Origin of the sequence: Streptomyces sp. TS71-3, from assembly GCF_018327685.1 — a bacterium.
Taxonomy (GTDB): domain Bacteria; phylum Actinomycetota; class Actinomycetes; order Streptomycetales; family Streptomycetaceae; genus Streptomyces.
Genome location: NZ_BNEL01000003.1, coordinates 2,361,227 through 2,380,107 on the forward strand (window position 1 = coordinate 2,361,227; position 18,881 = coordinate 2,380,107).

An 18,881-nucleotide genomic window follows, 5' to 3' on the forward strand; every position below is an offset into this window, starting at 1 on the left:
GGGGCGCGGGGAACTGCGCGAGCAATGGGGACGTGCCCGCACTCGGGCGGGGCCTCAGCTGTCGTGGCGCTGCCGCGGGGGCCGCGGGGGAAGCCCACGCCTTCCAGGCGTCGGGGGGCCAGCAGGCCCGGACCCTTCCGGTCTGATGCCTGCCCACCGGCCGGTGGGGGCCTGGGCGCGCCCACGCGGCGGAGCCGCACATGGATGCAGCCCCGCACCCCTCAAGGGGCGCTGCCCCTTGAGGGCACCGGGGTGCCCCCCACCGCAAGGTGCCCGTCTGCTTTGTCCAGCAGATGGAAAAAGTTGAAGTTACTTGATGCACAAGGTCTTTCCGGTCACGACAAAGGCAGCTACGGTCGCTGATATGTACAGGACAACCACTCCGGGGTGACGGCGCACCCCGGCGTCCCGCACACACCGCGTACGACGAGCCCTCCCGGAGGGATCCGTGCACAGGAAACGTCTGAGACTGCGCAAGGCATTCGCCCTTCTGACCGGCGCGCTGCTCGCGAGCGCCTCGCTCGCGATCGCGGCCCCGGGGGAGGCGGGTGCCGCCGACGCCCGCCCCGGCAAGCCCGCGGCCACCACCGAGTTCCAGCAGGTCACCCTGGCCAAGGGGGTCGAGGAGACCGGGGAGCCCATGTCCCTCGCGGTCCTCCCGGACCGCAGCGTCCTGCACACCGCGCGCGACGGCACGGTCCGGCTGACCGACGCCGGCGGCACCACCCGCGTGGCGGGCCACCTCGCCGTCTACAACCACGACGAGGAAGGGCTCCAGGGCGTAGGCATCGACCCGGGCTTCAAGGACAACCGCTTCGTCTACCTGTACTACGCGCCCCCGCTCGACACCCCGTCGACCGACGCGCCCGAGACCGGCACCGCCGACGACTTCAAGCCCTTCAAGGGCGTCAACCGCCTCTCCCGCTTCGTGCTGGGGGAGAACGGGGCGCTCGACATGGGCAGCGAGAAGACCGTCCTGGAGGTCCCCGCCGACCGCGGCATCTGCTGCCACGTCGGCGGTGACATCGACTTCGACGCCGACGGCAACCTGTACCTGTCGACGGGCGGCGACACCAACCCGTTCGAGTCCGACGGCTACGCCCCGATCGACGAGCGGTCGGACCGCAACCCGGCCTTCGACGAGCAGCGCAGCGCCGCCAACACCAACGACCTGCGCGGCAAGATCCTGCGCATCAAGGTCAACGCCGACGGCTCCTACGACATCCCCGAGGGCAACCTCTTCGCCCCGGGCACGGCCAAGACCAGGCCCGAGATCTACGCCATGGGCTTCCGCAACCCGTACCGGATGAGCGTCGACAAGCAGACCGGCATCGTCTATGTCGGCGACTACGGCCCCGACGCGGGCGCGGCGGACCCGGCGCGCGGCCCCAGCGGGCAGGTGGAGTTCAACCGCATCACCAAGGCGGGCAACTTCGGCTGGCCGTACTGCATCGGCGACAACGAGCCGTACATCGACTACGACTTCGCCACCGGCAAGTCCGGCGACGCCTTCGACTGCGCGGCGCCGAAGAACGACTCGCCGAACAACACGGGCCTCACCGACCTGCCGCCCGCGCAGCCCGCGTGGATCCCCTACGACAAGGACTCCGTGCCCGAGTTCGGCAACGGCTCCGAGTCCCCGATGGCCGGACCGGTCTACCACTACGACGCGGGGCTCGACTCCGCCGTGAAGTTCCCCGAGGAATACGACAAGAACTTCTTCGCCGGCGAGTTCGGGCGCCAGTGGATCAAGAGGATCGTCGAGAACGGCAGCGGCGACGTCCAGTCGATCAACGACTTCCCGTGGTCCGGCACCCAGATCATGGACATGGCCTTCGGCCCGGACGGCGCGCTCTACGTGCTCGACTACGGCACCGGCTACTTCAACGGCGACGAGAACTCCGCCCTGTACCGGATCCAGAACGCCACCGAGGGCCACACCCCCGACGTCACGGCCAAGGCCGACAAGACCGAGGGGAACGCCCCGCTGACGACGTCGTTCACGGCCACCGGGAGCGACGCCGACGGTGACGCCCTGACGTACAGCTGGGACTTCGGGGACGGCTCCACCGCCGAGGGCGCCGCCGCCGAGCACACGTACACCAAGGAAGGCAACTACGCGGCGACCGTCACCGCCACCGACAGCACCGGGCGCACCGGCACCGCCAGCGCCTACGTGGTGGTCGGCAACACCGCGCCCAAGGTGACCTTCGAGACGCCTCCCGACGGCAAGCTCTTCAACTTCGGCGACAGCATCCCCTACAAGGTCACCGTCACCGACGCCGAGGACGGCACGGTCGACTGCTCCAAGGTCACCGTCAACTACATCCTCGGCCACGACAGCCACGGCCACCCGATCACGTCGGCCAAGGGCTGCGAGGGCACCATCAGCGCGCCCTCCAGCTCCGACCACGACCCGAACGCCAACATCTTCGGCGTGCTGGACGCCCAGTACACCGACGGCGGCGGCGCCGCGAAGACCCCGCTGACCACGCACGCCCAGGTCAAGCTCCAGCCCCGGCACCGGCAGGCCGAGCACTTCAGCGCCCAGCAGGGCGTGACGGCCGTCGACCGGACCGGCGCGAACGGCGGCAGGACCGTCAGCGACATCAGCAACGGCGACTGGATCTCCTTCACCCCCTACAACCTCACCGGCGCCACCCAGCTCACCGCCCGGGTCTCCTCGGCGGGCGCGGGCGGAACCCTCGAAGTGCGCACCGGAGCGGCCGACGGCACCCTGATCGGCTCCGCGGACGTCCCGGTGACCGGCGGCTGGGAGACCTTCAAGGACGTCACCGTGCCGCTCAGCGACGTCCCGACCGACTCCACGGACCTCTACCTGGTCTTCAAGGGCGGTGACGGAGCCCTCTACGACCTGGACGACTTCCAGATCGCGGGCGGCGACGACCCGCCGGTGTCGGACGCCAGGAAGGTGCTGGTCTTCTCCAAGACCGCCGGCTACCGCCACGACGCCATCCCCGACGGCATCGCGGCAATCAAGGACCTGGGCGCCGGGCACGACATCAGCGTCGACGCCACCGAGGACGCCGGGGCCTTCACCCCGGACAACCTGAAGGGCTACGACGCCGTGGTGTTCATGTCCACCACGGGCGACGTTCTCGACGACACCCAGCAGAAGGCGTTCGAGGACTACATCGCCGCGGGCGGCGGCTACATGGGTGTCCACGCCGCCGCGGACACCGAGTACGACTGGCCCTTCTACGGCGGCCTGGTCGGCGCCTGGTTCGACTCGCACCCGGCGATCCAGGACACCACCGTCCGCATCGAGGACCACGAGAACCCGGCCACCGCGCACCTCGGCGACGCCTGGCAGCACACGGACGAGCTGTACAACTACCGCACCAACCCGCGGGACCACGTCCACGTGCTGGCGGCGCTCGACGAGACCACGTACGACGGCGGGAACATGAACGGCGACCACCCGATCGCCTGGTGCCAGGAGTACCAGGGCGGGCGCTCGTTCTACACCGGCCTCGGCCACACCAAGGAGTCGTACGCGGACGAGAAGTTCCGCACCCACCTGCTCGGCGGCCTGGAGTACGTCACCCACCAGGTGGACGCGGACTGCGCGCCGAACACCGGATACCGGGACCTGTTCAACGGCCAGACCCTGGAGGGCTGGCAGCAGGCGGGGCCCGGGCAGTTCACGATCCAGGACGGAACGCTGAACTCCGAGGGCGGCATGGGGCTGCTCTGGTACCACGCCAAGGAGTTCACGCACGGGTACTCGCTGAAGGCGGACTGGAAGATGGCCGGGGACGACAACTCCGGCGTCTTCGTGGGCTTCCCCGCCTCCGACGACCCGGGCTCCGCCGTGGACAACGGCTACGAGATCCAGATCGACGCCACCGACTCCCCGGACCGGACCACCGGGTCGATCTACTCCTTCAAGGCACCGGACATCGAGGCCCGCGACGCGGCCCTCAAGCCGCCGGGGGAGTGGAACAGCTACGAGATCCGCGTCCAGGGCGAGCACCTGGAAGTCTTCCTCAACGGAGCCAAGATCAACGACTTCACCAATGAGGACCCGGCGCGCAGCCTCACCGACGGATACGTGGGGCTGCAGAACCACAGCGCCGACGACCAGGTGTCCTTCCGCAACATCCAGCTGAAGGAACTGCCCGCAGAGGGCGCCTGAGACGGCGGCGGGCGGGAGACGCCGGACTCCCGCCCGCCGTCCACCCTCTCTCCGGCGGATCCCCGCGGTTCGCTCCTCGGCCGCGCGCGGCCCGCTCCAGCCGGGCCCTCCGTGCGGCCCGTCCCCGTGGGCGGGCCGCCCGAGAGCCCGCTGCCCGCGGGGCCGGCTCCCCACGGGGCCGCTACCCGCTTTCCGGTCACCGGTTCGCGTACGACAAGGAGGCTGCCCATGTCCGCCGAACCCGTCCCCTCCGCCACCACGACCGCCTCCGGCACCGCGTGGCACGCGGCTGCCGAGAGCGCCGCGCCCGCCGCCGACGCCGGACCCGCCCGGACGGGAATCTGGCTGATCGGCGCCCGCGGCTCCGTCGCCACCACCGCCGTCACCGGCTGCGCCGCCGTCGCCGCCGGGCTCCACCCGCCGACCGGGATGCTCACCGAGACCCCGCCCTTCGCCCGCGCCGGCCTGCCGCCGCTGTCCTCGCTCGTCTTCGGAGGCCACGACACCGTCGACTGCCCCCTGCCCAAGCGAGCCGAGGAGCTGGCCGCCGGCGGAGTGCTGCCGCACGGGCTGCCCACCGCCCTCGCTGCCGAACTGGCCGCCGCCGACCGCGAGATCGCCGCAGGCGGGCCGCTGCCCGGCGACACCCGCACCGAGGACCAACTCGTCGACGCCTTCGCCGCGGACATGGCGGACTTCGTGCGCCGGGGCGGCCTCGCCCGCGCGGTCGTCGTGAACGTCTCCTCCACCGAGCCCGTACCGACCGGCACGGCCCTGCCGCCCAGCTCCCTCTACGCGGCCGCCGCCCTGCGCGCCGGCTGCCCGTACGTCAACTTCACGCCCTCCACCGGCATGCACCACCCCCGGGTGCAGGAGGCCGCGCTCGCCTCCGGGCTGCCCTACGCGGGCCGGGACGGCAAGACCGGGCAGACGCTGCTGCGGTCCGTGCTCGGGCCGATGTTCGCCCAGCGCGCGCTCACCGTCCGGGCCTGGTCCGGCACCAACCTGCTGGGCGGCGGTGACGGCGCGTCCCTCGCCGACCCCGCCGCGGCCGCGGCGAAGAACGCGGGCAAGGAGCGCGTCCTCGCCGACACCCTCGGCAGCGCGCCGGAGGGCGAGGTGCACATCGACGACGTGCCGGCCCTCGGCGACTGGAAGACCGCGTGGGACCACATCGCCTTCGACGGCTTCCTCGGCTCCCGCATGGTGTTGCAGACCACCTGGCAGGGCTGCGACTCCGCCCTCGCCGCGCCCCTGGTGATCGACCTCGCCCGCCTGGTGGCCCGCGCCCACGAGGCGGGCCTCGGCGGGCCCCGGCCCGAGCTGGGCTTCTACTTCAAGGACCCGGACGGCGGAGCGTCCTCCGCACTCGCGACCCAGTACGAGGAACTGCTGGCCTTCGCCCACGCCCTGGAGCCCACCCGATGAGCCCCCGCCTGCCCACGCTGCTCGCCGTCGCGACGGCGTTGGCCCTCGCCACGGCGATGGGAAGGGGCGCGGCCCGAGGGGCACGGGCACGTACAGGCTCAGCCACGCCGAGACCGGAGGCGTCGGGTAGGGCTGCCCTGGGTGCCCCGGAAGGGGCGCGGGGAACTGCGCGACCGGCCACGACGAAACGGGAGGATGGCGACGGTCGGCAGGGGGCAGATGCTGCCGCCCCCGGCGGACGGGTGGCGTCGGTTGGGGTCGCTCCGGGTGCCCCGGAAGGGGCGCGGGGAACTGCGCGACCGGCCACGACGAAACGGGAGGATGGCGACCGTCCGAAGGGGGCAGATGCTGCCGCCCCCGGCGGACGGGGGGCGTCGGTTGGGGTCGCTCCGGGTGCCCCGGAAGGGGCGCGGGGAACTGCGCGACCGGCCACGACGAAACGGGAGGATGGCGACCGTCCGAAGGGGGCAGATGCTGCCGCCCCCGGCGGACGGGTGGCGTCGGTTGGGGTCGCTCCGGGTGCCCCGGAAGGGGCGCGGGGAACTGCGCAACCCGCCACGACGGAGCCGAAGGATCGCGACCGAGCCAAGGGGGCAGACGCCGCCGCCCCGGGCGAACCGGGTGAACAAGGCGCACCGACCGCACCCCCGCCTCGGCCCCCCGCGCCCGACAGCGCACCCCACGCCTGGGCCGAACTGCTCCGCCTCCCCGCACTCTTCACGGTGCCCGGCGACGCCCTCGCCGGCGCCGCCGCGACAGGCGCGCGACACGGCCGCGGCACCCTGCTCGCCATCGGCTCCTCCCTCTGCCTCTACGAGGCGGGCATGGCGCTCAACGACTGGGCGGACCGGGCGGAGGACGCCGTGGACCGCCCGCACCGCCCGCTGCCGTCCGGCCGGATCAGACCGGCCGCCGCACTGGCCACCGCCGGCGCGCTGACCGCGGCCGGGCTCGCCCTCGCCGCGGCCGCCGGCCGCCCCGCGCTGACCGTCGCCACCGGGATCGCCGCCACGGTCTGGGCCTACGATCTGCACCTGAAGCACACCCCGGCGGGCCCCGCCGCGATGGCCGCGGCCCGCGGGCTCGACCTGCTGCTCGGCGCCGCGGCGACCAGCGGCCGGGTCGGTCCCGCCCTGCCCTCCGCGGCCTTACTGGGCACCCACACCCTCGCGGTCACCGCGGTCTCGCGCCACGAGGCGCAGGGCGGCTCCTCGGCCGTGCCGCTGGGCGCGCTGGCCGTCACGGGCGCGCTGGCGCGCGCCGTCGTCGGCGGGCGCGCCACCGTCCGGCGCGACACGGAGAGCGGCGCGCCGCCCCTCCCCGCACTCCCGGCAGGCCGGGTGGCAGCAGCCGCCCCCGGCCTGCCGGGCCCCACACGGGACGCCGCCCCCGGCCGCTACGGCCCATCAGCCCGGAGCGCGTCCCCGGGCCCGAGCGGGATGCCGGGGCTCACCGGGATGCCAAGGCTCAGCGGGATGCCGGGGCCCACCGGGATGGCGGGCCCGTCCGCCGGCGCCCCATCCGGCGCACCCCTCCTCGTGGGCCTGCGCCTCGCCCGCCCCGCGGACGCCCTCTGCGCGCTGCTCGCCGCGGCCTACGCCGGCACGGCCGTCCAGCCGCTGCTGCACGCCGCGCTCAACCCCTCGCCGGAGCTGACCCAGCGGGCCGTGGGCGGCGGCATCCGGGCCACCATCCCCCTTCAGGCCGCGCTGATCGCCCGCGCCGGGCACGGGGGCACGGCCCTGCTGACGGCGGCCCTCGCCCCGGCCGCGCGTGCCTTCGCACGGAAGGTGAGCGTCACATGACCCCACTCGGCTCGGCACACGCAAAGGCCCCGGGTGCCACCGGGCCCGGCGACCCCCGCGCGCTCCGCTTCGGCTACGGCACCAACGGCCTCACCGACCTCCGGCTCGACGACGCCCTGGGCCTGCTCGCGGACCTCGGCTACCGCGGTGTCGGCCTGACCCTCGACCACATGCACCTCGACCCGCTCGCCCCGGACCTGCCGGCCCGCACCCGGCGGGTGGCCCGGCGCCTGGACCAGCTCGGCCTGGGCGCCACCGTCGAGACCGGGGCCCGTTACGTGCTCGACCCGCGCCGCAAGCACGGGCCGTCCCTGCTCGATCCCGCCCCGGACGCGCGGGCCGCCCGCGTGCGGCTGCTGACCCGCGCCATCGAGGTGGCCGCCGAACTCGGCGCGCACGCGGTGCACTGCTTCAGCGGCATCACCCCCGAGGGCACGGACGAGAGCACCGCGTGGAAGCGTCTCACCGAGGCCCTCGGCCCGGTGCTGGACGCCGCCGGCGCCGCGGGCATGCCGCTCGCGGTCGAGCCGGAACCCGGCCACCTCCTCGGCTCGCTCGCCGGCTTCCACCGGCTGCGCGCCGAACTCGGCGACCCGGACCTGCTCGGCCTGACCCTGGACATCGGGCACTGCCAGTGCCTGGAGCCGCTGCCGCCCGAGGACTGCGTGCGCCAGGCGGCGCCGTGGCTGCGGCACGTCCAGATCGAGGACATGCGCCGCGGCGTCCACGAGCACCTGCCCTTCGGGGACGGGGAGATCGACTTCCCGCCCGTGCTGGCCGCCCTGGCGGAGACCGGCTACCGGGGGCTGACCGTCGTCGAACTGCCCCGCCACTCCCACGCGGGCCCGTCACTGGCCCAGGACTCCCTGCGCTTCCTGCGCTCCGCGGCCGACGCCGCCGCCCGCGCCCAGGCGCCCGCGCACGGCGCGCCCACCCCCGAAGGAGGCACCGCGTGACCGCTTCGAACCCCGCCGCAGGCACCACGCCGCCCCCGGCCCCCGCGGCGCCCGACGAATCCGCCGCCGACCTCCGCGCGCGGCTCGACGCCGAGCTGGCGGCCCCGGCCAGGGAGTGGCTCGACCGGGCCCTCGCCCTGGCCGAGGATGCCGCCGGCCCCGCCCCGGAGGCGGACGCCACGGCAGCCGCGGCAACCGCCCACCGCGGCGGGGAAGCCGGACCCGCCCCCCGCCGCATGCCCGCCTGGGAGCTCCGTTTCGCGGAGGCCGGACGCCGCTGCGGGCCCGAGCACGCCGACGCGGCCCGGGTGCTGCTGCTGAGCGCGGCGCGCCCCGCCCCCGGCACCGTCGCCCGCCTCTACGGCCAGGGCAGCGCGGCCGAGCGGCGTGCCGTGCTGGCGGCGCTGCCGTACCTGACCGGGGGCCCCGAGGCGCTGCCGCTCGTCGAGGATGCCCTGCGCACGAACGACACCCGCCTGGTCGCCGCGGCGGTCGGGCCCTACGCCGCCGCCCACCTCGATGCGCACGCCTGGCGGCACGCCGTGCTGAAGTGCCTCTTCACGGGTGTGCCGGTGGCCGCCGTCGCAGCCCTCGCCGAGCGCGCCGGCGGCGACGGCGAACTCGCCCGGATGCTCGGGGACTACGCCGAGGAGCGGCGAGCGGCGGGCCGGGCCGTGCCGGCCGACCTGTTCGAGGTCCTGCGCCTGACGGGCGGCCTCACGGGCGGCCCGGCGGGCACCGCGACCGCCCAGCACCCCGCCGCACCCGGGCCGCCCCCGGCACGGGAGGCGGCCCCGGCTGCCCCGCCTCCGGCGGACCAGGCGTCCCCGGGCACCCCGACGGCCCTCAAGGCCCCTTCGACCGGCGAGGAGTCCTGATGCGCATCTTCGATCCCCACATCCACATGACGTCCCGCACCACCGACGACTACGAGGCCATGCACGCCGCGGGCGTCCGCGCGGTCGTCGAGCCGTCCTTCTGGCTGGGCCAGCCGCGCACCTCGCCGGAGTCGTTCCTGGACTACTTCGACTCCCTGCTCGGCTGGGAGCCCTTCCGCGCCGCGCAGTACGGCATCGCCCACCACTGCACCCTCGCGCTCAACCCCAAGGAGGCGAACGACCCCCGCTGCCGCCCCGTCCTCGACGAGCTGCCCCGGTACCTCGTCAAGGACAACGTGGTCGCGGTCGGCGAGGTCGGCTACGACTCCATGACCCCGGCCGAGGACTCCGCGCTCGCCGCGCAGCTCCAGCTCGCCGCGGACCACGAGCTGCCCGCGCTGGTGCACACCCCCCACCGCGACAAGCTCGCGGGGCTGCGCCGCACCCTCGACGTGGTGCACGAGTCCGCCCTGCCGCCGGAGCGGGTGCTCATCGACCACCTCAACGAGACCACCGTCAAGGAGGCCAAGGACGGCGGCTGCTGGCTCGGCTTCTCCGTCTACCCGGACACCAAGATGGACGAGGAGCGGATGGTGGCCGTGCTCCAGGAGTACGGGCCCGAGCGGGTGCTGGTGAACTCCGCGGCCGACTGGGGCAAGAGCGACCCGCTGAAGACCCGGAAGGTCGCCGAGGCGATGCTGGCGGCGGGCTTCACCGAGGACGACGTCGACCGCGTGCTGTGGCGCAACCCCGTGGCCTTCTACGGCCTCAGCGGCCGGCTCTCCCTGGACGTCGCCGCGCCCGCGGCCAGCCACGAGGGCAACTCCATCCTGCGCGGCGTCCCCAAGGACGACCGCCCGGCCGATCCGGCCCCGGCCCCGGGCACCGAGGGTGCCGGCCCCACGCCGGCGGGGGAGTGAGGCATGCGCTTCCGCCACCCGGACGGCTCCACCGTGCACCTCGCCTACTGCACCAACGTCCACCCCGCGGAGACCCTGACGGGCGTCCTCGCCCAGCTCAGGGACCACTGCGAGCCGGTGCGCAGGCGGCTGGGCCGCGACCGGCTCGGCATCGGCCTGTGGCTGGCCCGGGACGCCGCACGCACGCTCGTCACCGACCCCGCCGCGCTGCGCGGCCTGCGCGCCGAACTCGACCGCAGGGGCCTCGAAGTGGTCACCCTCAACGGCTTCCCCTACGAGGGCTTCGGCGCCGAGGAGGTCAAGTACCGCGTCTACAAGCCCGACTGGGCCGACCCCGAGCGGCTCACCCACACAGCCGACCTGGCCCGGCTGCTCGCCAGCCTGCTGCCCGACGACGTCACCGAGGGCACCATCTCCACCCTCCCGCTTGCCTGGCGCACCGCCCACGACCCCGACCGGGCCCACCGGGCGCTGGCCGCCCTCACCACCCTCGGGGAGCGCCTGGACGCGCTGGACGAGCTGACCGGCCGCTCGATCCGGATCGGCCTGGAACCGGAGCCCGGCTGCGTCGTCGAGACCACCGGTGACGCCATCGCGCCGCTGACCGGGATCGGCCACCCCCGGATCGGCATCTGCGTGGACACCTGCCACCTCGCCACCTCTTTCGAGGAGCCGGGCAGCGCCCTGGACTCCCTCGCCGCCGCGGGCGTCCCCGTCGTCAAGTCGCAGCTCTCGGCCGCCCTGCACGCCGAACATCCCGACGAGCCCGCGGTGCGCACCGCGCTCGCCGTCTTCGACGAGCCGCGCTTCCTGCACCAGACGCGCGCCCGCACCCCGCAAGGGCTGCTCGGCACCGACGACCTCGGCCAGGCGCTGGCCGGCACCGCCCTGCCCGGCGGCACACCCTGGCGGGCCCACTTCCACGTCCCCCTGCACGCCGCCCCCGCAGCTCCCCTCACCTCCACGCTCGCCGTGCTCACCGACACGCTCACGCGGCTGGTCGGCGGCCCCAGGCCGCTCACCCGCCACCTGGAGGTGGAGACCTACACCTGGCAGGCCCTGCCCCCCGAGCTGCGCCCGCGCGCCCGGACCCAGCTCGCCGACGGCATCGCCGCGGAACTCACCCTCGCCCGCGACCTCCTGACGGACCTCGGCCTCAAGGAACTCCCATGACCGCCCCCGAACCCGCGCCGGCCACCGCCGCTCGCCAGGACCGCCCCGCCGGGGGCCCGACCCCGCTGCTCGTCGTCGACGTGGTCGGCCTCACCCCGCAGCTGCTGGCGCACATGCCGCGCCTGACGCGGTTCGCCCGCGCCGGCAGCCGTGCCGAACTGGGCACCGTGCTGCCCGCGGTGACGTGCAGCGCGCAGTCCACCTTCCTCACCGGCACCACCCCGGCCGAGCACGGCATCGTCGCCAACGGCTGGTACTTCCGCGAGCTGGGCGACGTCCTGCTGTGGCGCCAGCACAACGGCCTCGTGGCCGGCGACAGGCTGTGGGACGCGGCCCGCCGGGCGCACCCCGGCTACACGGTCGCCAACATCTGCTGGTGGTACGCCATGGGCGCGGACACCGACTGGACCGTCACACCCCGGCCCGTGTACTACGCCGACGGCCGCAAGGAGCCCGACTGCTACACCAGGCCCCCGGCCCTGCACGACGAGCTGACCGGGCGGCTCGGCACCTTCCCCCTGTTCAACTTCTGGGGGCCCACCGCCGACCTGGTCTCCAGCCAGTGGATCATCGACGCCACCCGCCACCTCCTGCGCACCCGCCACCCCGACCTGGCGCTGGCTTACGTCCCCCACCTGGACTACGACCTCCAGCGCTTCGGACCCGACGACCCCCGCTCGCACCGCGCGGCCGCCGAACTCGACACGGCGCTCGCCCCGCTGCTCGACGACGCGCGGCGCGAGGGCCGCACGGTGGTCGCCCTCTCCGAGTACGGCATCACGCGGGTGAGCAGGCCCGTCGACATCAACCGCGCCCTGCGCCGCGCCGGGCTGCTGGAGGTGCACACCCAGGACGGCATGGAGTACCTGGACCCGATGGCCTCCCGGGCGTTCGCGGTCGCCGACCACCAGATCGCGCACGTCTACGTCCGGCGCCCCGAGGACCTGGAGACGGTCAGGGCCGTGCTGGGCGAGCTGCCCGGCATCGAGCACCTGCTCGACGACGAGGGCAAGAAGGCCCACCACCTGGACCACCCGCGCTCCGGCGAGCTGGTCGCCGTGGCCGAACCCGACGCGTGGTTCACCTACTACTACTGGCTCGACGACGCCCGTGCGCCCGACTTCGCGCAGCTCGTCGAGATCCACCGCAAACCCGGCTACGACCCGGTCGAGCTCTTCATGGACCCGCGGGACCCGTACGTGAAGCTCAAGGCGGCCGGCGCGCTCGCCCGCAAGAAGCTCGGCATGCGCTACCGGATGGCCGTGGTGCCCCTCGACCCGTCGCCCATCCGCGGCAGCCACGGCAGGCTTCCCGCGGACGCCGAGAGCGGCCCGCTCATCCTGTGCTCCGTCCCCGGGGCCGTCGAGGGCCGTGTCGAGGCCACCGAGGTGAAGTCCCTGCTGCTCTCGCTGGCCGGCCTCTCCCCGCGGCCCGAAGCGCGGGCGGAGTCCCCCGGGTGAGGCACCGGCCCGGGGCGCGGCACCGCCCGTCCTGACCACGGCCCCCTGCCGCCGCCATCGGACGCCTGGCGGCGGCCGGGCGGCTCCCCCTCCGCCACCCCTCGCACCACCACCGGATCACGCACCACGCCACCGGATCACGAGGAGTTCCGCATGACCCACCGTTCGAGCCGCAACACCCCCTCCAGCAAGGCGTACGACCCGGAGATCGGCCGCCGGCTGAGCAGACGCGGCATGCTCGGCGTCGCCGCCGGTGCCACCGCCGCCGCGCTGCTCGGCACCGCCACGACCGCGGCCGAGGCCCTTCCCGCGGGCGCGCACGGCGGCGGCCACGGGCACGGCCGTCCCGCCGTTCCGAAGGGCCGCCTGGGCATCCAGCTCTACACGCTGCGCGACAAGGTGGCTTCCGCGGGCTTCGCGGCCGTCTTCCACGAGCTGGAGCTGTACGGCTACGACGAGATCGAGTTCGCCGGCTACACGCAGGGCACGGGCGACATCACGACCGGCGAGCTCAGGCGCCTGGCGCGCGACCACGGGCTCAAGCCGATCGGCAGCCACGTCGGGTACTACGACGACAACAACCCGGGCGCGTACACCTTCGCGCAGAACCTCACCCAGGTGCTCGACGACGCCCAGGCCCTCGGCCTGCCGCACATCGGCACGGCCTCCAACCCGGGCCGCTACGGCTCCACGGTGGACGGCTGGAAGCGGGCCGCCGAGGAGTTCAACACCTACGGCGCCGCGGCCCGCAAGCGGGGCATGAAGTTCTACCAGCACAACCACTCGGACGAGTTCGCCTTCGCGAGCGACCGGCCCGACGTGCGCCTGTACGACGTGCTGGTGGAGGAGACCGATCCGGACCTGGTCTTCCTGGAGATGGACATCTACTGGGCGTTCTGCGGGCAGTTCCGGTTCTCCAAGCGCCCCGACGGCACCCCCGCCCCGTTCGAGCCCATCGACTACGTGCTCAGGAACCCGGGCCGCTACCCGCTCTTCCACGTCAAGGACGGCGTACACGACGAATCCGCCACCGACGGCTACGACATGGTGGACGTCGGGGACGGAGACATCGACTACCAGTCCTTCCTGACCGCGGTGAACCACACCCGCAAGGGGCACGACCACCACTGGCAGGTCGAACACGACCAGCCGGCCGACTCCTACAGCACCGCCCGCCGCTCCGCGGCCTACCTGCTGGAGCTGAACGAGGGGCGGTAACCGAGGGCCGGCCGGCCGGTTCTCACACCACTTCCCTGCTGATCGGCTGCGGGTTCGGCTCGATCTTCCTGCTGCCCCGGGGATAGCCCGGGTTCCGTAGGAAGAGCGCCAGGCCCGCAGCCACCAGGGAGATCACTCCGGCGGTGGTGTACGCACCGTCGTAGCCCCAGCGGTCGATGACCATCGATCCGATGCCACCGCCGAACAGGCCGCTGACCACCTTTCCGCTGTAGGCGATGCCGTAGTTCGTGGCGTTGTTGTTCTCACCGAAGTAGTCCGGTGTGAGCGAGGCGAACATCGGATAGAACGCACCGCCGCCGAACCCGGAGAAGAAGGCGAATATCAGGAACAGCGCCTCGTTGTTCATGTTGCCCGCCCAGAGGATCCCCCACTGCGAGAAGCCCAGCACCAGGATCACGAAGATCAGGGCTGTCTTGCGGCCCCACAGGTCGGAGAGCCAGCCGACGACACCGCGCCCGACGCCGTTGACCACCGAGAGGATGCCCGCCGAGTTCGCCGCGACGAGCGGGCCGAAGCCCACGTCCTTCGCGAACGGCACCTGGAAGGAGATCCCGAAGATGGACACACCCGCGGTGATGACCAGCAGCACCCAGATGAGCGGCAGCTGACCGGTCTTGAGGGCCTCGATCGGCGTGTACTGCTTGGTCGCCGGCGGGTTCTTGGCGAGGCTGCGCGCCGTCTTCTTGTTCGCCTGCGCGTACTTCAGCGGATCGACCTCGGCAGGCCACCAGTTCTTCGGCGGGTCCTTGAAGAACCAGCCGCAGAGGGCGACCACGACGAGCACGAACACGCCGATGAGGTCGAGGACCGTCTTGTAGTTGCTGGTGTCGAAGGCGAAGTTGAAGATGAAGATGAACGGCAGGGAGCCGTAGGCGAATCCGCCGTTGACGAATCCCGTCTTGCCGCCCCGCTTCTCCGGGAACCACTTGCCGACCATGTTGATGCAGGTCGAGTAGACGAACCCGGAACCCGCTCCGCCCAGGACGCCGAATCCCACGATGGCGAGCCAGACGTTGTGGAAGTGGGATATCGCGAGGAATCCCAGCAGGGCCAGCACGGAGCCGGTGAGCATGGCTCGGCGCGCCGTGAGGATGCCCTTCTCCCGCATCCATCCGGTCGGGAAGGAGACTCCCGCCTGGAAGAACGTCCAGACGCTCAGGATCCAGAAGGTGTTGCTCTGCGTCCAGCCGTGCGCCGAGGACAGCACGTCCTCCGCCGAACCGTACGCGTACTCGAACACGCTGATGGCCATCATCGCGACCCACGGCAGGTACACCATGAGCTTGCGGGAGTAACCGAGGATCTCCCGGTCGCTCTCGCCGACGCGATACATGCGGCCCATGCTGTCTGTCACTTCCCGGTACGCGATTCCTGCCGCGTCCGGTTGTTCCGTAGTGCTCATGAGATCCCCTTGGCTTCGAAAGAACTGGCCAGCGCCCCCTGTCCAAACCTTTCGCGCACCGGGAAGGGCTAGGTGAGCAGCCCGGCAGCCCTTGCCCAGCGGTATTTCGCACCGAGGACCTGGACCGGCCTCTCGGTGGTATAGGGGTAGGCGACGACGCCGCGTTCGAAGAGGTACTGACACGCCTCCTCGACCTCGGTGTCGCCCGCCAGCGAAGCCACCACCGGCTTCTCGATGCCCCGCTCGCGGAACTCCGCCACCACGCGGGCGGTGAGTTCGGCGAACACCATCGGCGGGGTGACGATGGTGTGCCAGTAGCCGAGCACCAGCGAGTGGATCCGCGGATCCTCCAGGCCCAGCCTGATCGTCGCCTCGTACGTCGACGGCGGCTCGCCGCCCGTGATGTCCACGGGGTTGCCCGCGGCGCCGAACGGCGGGATGAACTTCCGGAACGACGCGTCGAGGTCGGCCGGGATCTCCATCAGCTTGAGGCCGCTGTCGGTGACCGCGTCGGAGAGCAGCACACCGCTGCCGCCGGCGCCCGTGATGATCACGATGTTGTCGCCCTTGGGGGCGGGCAGCACGGGCAGCGCCCGCGCGTACTCCAGCATGTCGTTCAGCCCCGGTGCGCGGATCACACCGGCCTGCCGGAGGATGTCGTCGTACACCGCGTCGTCGCCCGCGAGCGCGCCGGTGTGCGAGCCCGCGGCCTTGGCGCCCGCGGCCGTGCGGCCGGCCTTGAGGACCACCACGGGCTTCTTCGGCACCGTCTCGCGCGCGGCCGCCACGAACGCCCGGCCGTCCTTGAGGTCCTCCAGGTGCATGGCGATGCACTGGGTGTGCGGATCCTCGCCGAACCAGGTCAGCAGGTCGTCCTCGTCGATGTCCGACTTGTTGCCGAGGCCGACGATGGCCGACACGCCCGTCCTGGTGGTCCTGGCGAAGCCGAGGATGGCCATGCCGATGCCACCGGACTGCGAGGTGAGCGCCACACCGCCCTTGACGTCGTAGGGCGTGCAGAACGTGGCGCACAGGTCCTGCCAGGTGGCGTAGTAGCCGTAGATGTTCGGCCCGAGCATCCGGATGCCGAACTCCTCGGCGATCGCGACGATCTCCTCCTGGAGCGCGTGCTCACCGGTCTCCGCGAAGCCGGACGGGATCAGCACCGCGTTGGGTATCCCCTTGGCGCCCACCTCGCGCAGCGCCGAGGCGACGAACTTGGCGGGGATCGCGAAGACCGCCACGTCCACGTCGCCGGGCACGTCCGTGACACTCTTGTACGCCTTGCGGCCCAGGATGTCGTCGGACTTGGGGTTCACCGGGTGGATGTCCCCGCCGAATCCGCCGTCGATGAGGTTGCGCATCACCGAGTTGCCGATCTTGCCCTGCTCGTTGGAGGCGCCGATCACCGCGATCGAGCGGGGCTCCATCAGCCGGCGCATCGACGTGAGGATCTCGTCGCGGGTGAACGTGCGGCGCGGCTTCGGGATGCTCTCCGCGAGGATCACCCGGATGTCCGCGGCGACCGCGCTCTGCGCGGTGGCGATCACCGGGTTGAGGTCCACCTCGGCGATCTCCGGGAAGTCGGTGACCAGCTCGGAGACCCGGCGGATCTGCTCGGCCAGCGCCTCGCGGTGCACCGGCTGCTGGCCGCGCACGCCGCGCAGCACCTCCGCGGCCCGGATGGAGTCCAGCATCGAGGCGGCCTCGCCGGGGTCCACCGGCGCGAGGCGGAACGTGACGTCCTTGAGCACCTCGACGAGCACGCCGCCGAGGCCGAACGCGACGACCTTGCCGAACGTCGGGTCGGTCACCGCCCCGATGATGACCTCCTGCCCCTGCGGCAGCAGCTCCTGCACCTGGATGCCCTCGATACGGGCCTCGGGGGCGTACGCACGGGCGTTCTCGACGATCTTGTGGAAGGTGGCCTTCACATCGTCGGCCCCCTCCACTCCGACGACGACGCCGCCGGCGTCGGTCTTGTGCAGGATGTCCGGCGAGACGATCTTCATGACGACGGGGCCGCCGAAGCGGGCCGCCGCGGCCACCGCCTCGTCGACGTCCCTCGCCAGGTCCTCACCGGGAACAGCGATGCCGTAGGCATCCGCGAGCACCTTGCCCTCGGGCGCGGTGAGGGCGGTGCGCCCCTCGGCCCGAACGGCATCGAGGAGGCCCCGCACCTTCCGTACGCGGGCTTCTCCATCAAGAGGTGGCATGGATCAGATCACTCCGTTCGACTTGAGCAGGCGCAGTTCCTCGTCCTGGAGGCCCAGTTCGCCGACGAACACCTCTGCGTTGTGCTCGCCCAGCAGGGGAGAGCTGGTGATCTCGACGGGTGAGTCGGAGAGCTTCAGGGGCGAGCCGACCGTGGTGAAGGTGCCACGCTCGGGGTGTGCGACCTCGACGACCATCTCGTTGGCCACCAGCGAGGAGTCCTCGATGATCTCCTTGGTCGACAGGATCGGGCCGCACGGGATGTTGTGGGCGTTGAGCTTCTCCAGGACCTCCCACTTGGGGAGCGTCGAGGACCACTCCTCGATCATCTGGAACATCTTCCCCAGCTTGGGCAGCCGGGCCTCCGGCGTCGCCCACTCGGGGTCGTCGACGAGCTCGGTGCGGCCGATCAGCCCGCAGATGGGCGCCCAGCCGACGGGCTGCACGATGACGTACACGTAGTCGTTCGGGCCGCCCGGCGCGCACTTGACGGCCCAGCCGGGCTGGCCGCCGCCGGAGGCGTTCCCGGAGCGGGGCACCTCGTCGCCGAAGTCGTCGTTCGGGTACTCCCGCAGCGCGCCGTGCGCGAGGCGCTGCTGGTCGCGCAGCTTCACGCGGCAGAGGTTGAGCACGGCGTGCTGCATCGCGACGTTCACACGCTGCCCGCGGCCGGTGTTCTCGCGCTGGAAGAGCGCCGCGAGGATGGCCGCCACGCAGTGCACGCCCGTGCCGGAGTCACCGATCTGCGCGCCGGTCGCCAGCGGGGGACCGTCGTCGAAGCCCGTGGTGGACATCGAGCCGCCCATCGCCTGGGCCACCACCTCGTACGCCTTGAACTTGGTGTACGGCCCGTCGCCGAAGCCCTTGATGGAGGCGTACACGAGCCGCGGGTTGATCTCCTGGATGCGGTCCCAGGTGAAGCCCATCCGGTCGATGGCGCCCGGCCCGAAGTTCTCGACCAGCACGTCGGAGCGGCGGATCAGCTCGGTCAGCAGCTCCTTGCCGCGCTCCGTCTTGGTGTTGAGCGTGATGCTGCGCTTGTTGCAGTTGAGCATGGTGAAGTACAGCGAGTCCACGTCCGGCAGGTCCCGCAGCTGCTTGCGGGTGATGTCGCCGGTCGGAGCCTCCAGCTTCACGACGTCCGCGCCGAGCCAGGCGAGCAACTGGGTCGCCGAGGGGCCGGACTGGACGTGCGTCATGTCGAGGACTCGGATGCCCTCGAGTGCCTTGGTCCCGGTACTTGTCAT

The 18,881-nt window shown here is 72.6% G+C and carries 12 protein-coding genes; 9 read left to right on the plus strand and 3 right to left on the minus strand.

The genetic code is table 11. The annotated features are described in order from the left end of the window. The first annotated feature begins 448 nt into the window (after positions 1-448). The 9 genes from Sm713_RS34170 (at position 449) to Sm713_RS34210 (ending at position 13,997) form a co-directional block, all read left to right on the plus strand. On the plus strand, positions 449-4,159 hold the full coding sequence (locus Sm713_RS34170; protein ID WP_212913814.1) for a ThuA domain-containing protein: 3,711 nt from the start codon (positions 449-451) through the stop codon (positions 4,157-4,159). A gap of 228 nt (positions 4,160-4,387) precedes the next feature. Further along, on the plus strand, positions 4,388-5,587 hold the full coding sequence (locus Sm713_RS34175) for an inositol-3-phosphate synthase (RefSeq protein WP_212913815.1): 1,200 nt from the start codon (positions 4,388-4,390) through the stop codon (positions 5,585-5,587). A gap of 722 nt (positions 5,588-6,309) precedes the next feature. Then, positions 6,310-7,392 (plus strand): SCO3242 family prenyltransferase, encoded by a 1,083-nt coding sequence (locus Sm713_RS34180; RefSeq protein WP_374196109.1) that lies wholly within the window; start codon positions 6,310-6,312, stop codon positions 7,390-7,392. Then, the gene (locus Sm713_RS34185) at positions 7,389-8,348 is read left to right on the plus strand and encodes a sugar phosphate isomerase/epimerase (protein ID WP_212913816.1); all 960 of its coding nucleotides are present in this window, start codon (positions 7,389-7,391) and stop codon (positions 8,346-8,348) included. The genes Sm713_RS34180 and Sm713_RS34185 overlap by 4 nt, the downstream gene beginning before the upstream one ends. Then, positions 8,345-9,226: an EboA domain-containing protein gene (locus tag Sm713_RS34190; RefSeq protein WP_212913817.1), complete on the plus strand. Its 882-nt coding sequence runs from the start codon at positions 8,345-8,347 to the stop codon at positions 9,224-9,226. Before Sm713_RS34185 ends, Sm713_RS34190 begins: the two co-directional genes overlap by 4 nt. Further along, a complete protein-coding gene (locus tag Sm713_RS34195) occupies positions 9,226-10,146 on the plus strand; it encodes a TatD family hydrolase (RefSeq protein ID WP_212913818.1) in 921 nt (306 codons plus the stop codon). The genes Sm713_RS34190 and Sm713_RS34195 overlap by 1 nt, the downstream gene beginning before the upstream one ends. Before the next feature lie 3 nt (positions 10,147-10,149). Further along, a complete protein-coding gene (gene eboE / locus Sm713_RS34200; protein WP_212913819.1) occupies positions 10,150-11,319 on the plus strand; it encodes a metabolite traffic protein EboE in 1,170 nt (389 codons plus the stop codon). Then, on the plus strand, positions 11,316-12,779 hold the full coding sequence (locus Sm713_RS34205; RefSeq protein WP_212913820.1) for a nucleotide pyrophosphatase/phosphodiesterase family protein: 1,464 nt from the start codon (positions 11,316-11,318) through the stop codon (positions 12,777-12,779). Before eboE ends, Sm713_RS34205 begins: the two co-directional genes overlap by 4 nt. 153 nt (positions 12,780-12,932) lie before the next feature. Continuing rightward, on the plus strand, positions 12,933-13,997 hold the full coding sequence (locus tag Sm713_RS34210) for a sugar phosphate isomerase/epimerase (protein WP_212913821.1): 1,065 nt from the start codon (positions 12,933-12,935) through the stop codon (positions 13,995-13,997). A 22-nt stretch (positions 13,998-14,019) separates the two neighbouring features. Here the strand turns inward: Sm713_RS34210 and Sm713_RS34215 are convergent, their stop codons facing one another. From Sm713_RS34215 to frc, 3 genes are all read right to left on the minus strand, one after another. Beyond that, complete coding sequence (locus Sm713_RS34215; RefSeq protein ID WP_212913822.1) at positions 14,020-15,420, minus strand: OFA family MFS transporter; 1,401 nt, start codon at positions 15,418-15,420, stop codon at positions 14,020-14,022. Between the two features lie 68 nt (positions 15,421-15,488). Further along, complete coding sequence (locus Sm713_RS34220; protein WP_212913823.1) at positions 15,489-17,636, minus strand: acetate--CoA ligase family protein; 2,148 nt, start codon at positions 17,634-17,636, stop codon at positions 15,489-15,491. 3 nt (positions 17,637-17,639) lie between these two features. Further along, positions 17,640-18,881: a formyl-CoA transferase gene (gene frc / locus Sm713_RS34225; RefSeq protein WP_212913824.1), complete on the minus strand. Its 1,242-nt coding sequence runs from the start codon at positions 18,879-18,881 to the stop codon at positions 17,640-17,642.

Bases quoted from the DNA above. Each gene is read 5' to 3' on its own strand.
- Sm713_RS34220 (WP_212913823.1), bottom strand. From the start codon at position 17,636: ATGCCACCTCTTGATGGAGAAGCCCGCGTACGGAAGGTGCGGGGCCTC.
- Sm713_RS34175 (WP_212913815.1), top strand. From the start codon at position 4,388: ATGTCCGCCGAACCCGTCCCCTCCGCCACCACGACCGCCTCCGGCACC.
- frc (WP_212913824.1), bottom strand. From the start codon at position 18,881: ATGACAAGTACCGGGACCAAGGCACTCGAGGGCATCCGAGTCCTCGAC.
- eboE (WP_212913819.1), top strand. From the start codon at position 10,150: ATGCGCTTCCGCCACCCGGACGGCTCCACCGTGCACCTCGCCTACTGC.
- Sm713_RS34195 (WP_212913818.1), top strand. From the start codon at position 9,226: ATGCGCATCTTCGATCCCCACATCCACATGACGTCCCGCACCACCGAC.
- Sm713_RS34185 (WP_212913816.1), top strand. From the start codon at position 7,389: ATGACCCCACTCGGCTCGGCACACGCAAAGGCCCCGGGTGCCACCGGG.
- Sm713_RS34210 (WP_212913821.1), top strand. From the start codon at position 12,933: ATGACCCACCGTTCGAGCCGCAACACCCCCTCCAGCAAGGCGTACGAC.
- Sm713_RS34215 (WP_212913822.1), bottom strand. From the start codon at position 15,420: ATGAGCACTACGGAACAACCGGACGCGGCAGGAATCGCGTACCGGGAA.
- Sm713_RS34205 (WP_212913820.1), top strand. From the start codon at position 11,316: ATGACCGCCCCCGAACCCGCGCCGGCCACCGCCGCTCGCCAGGACCGC.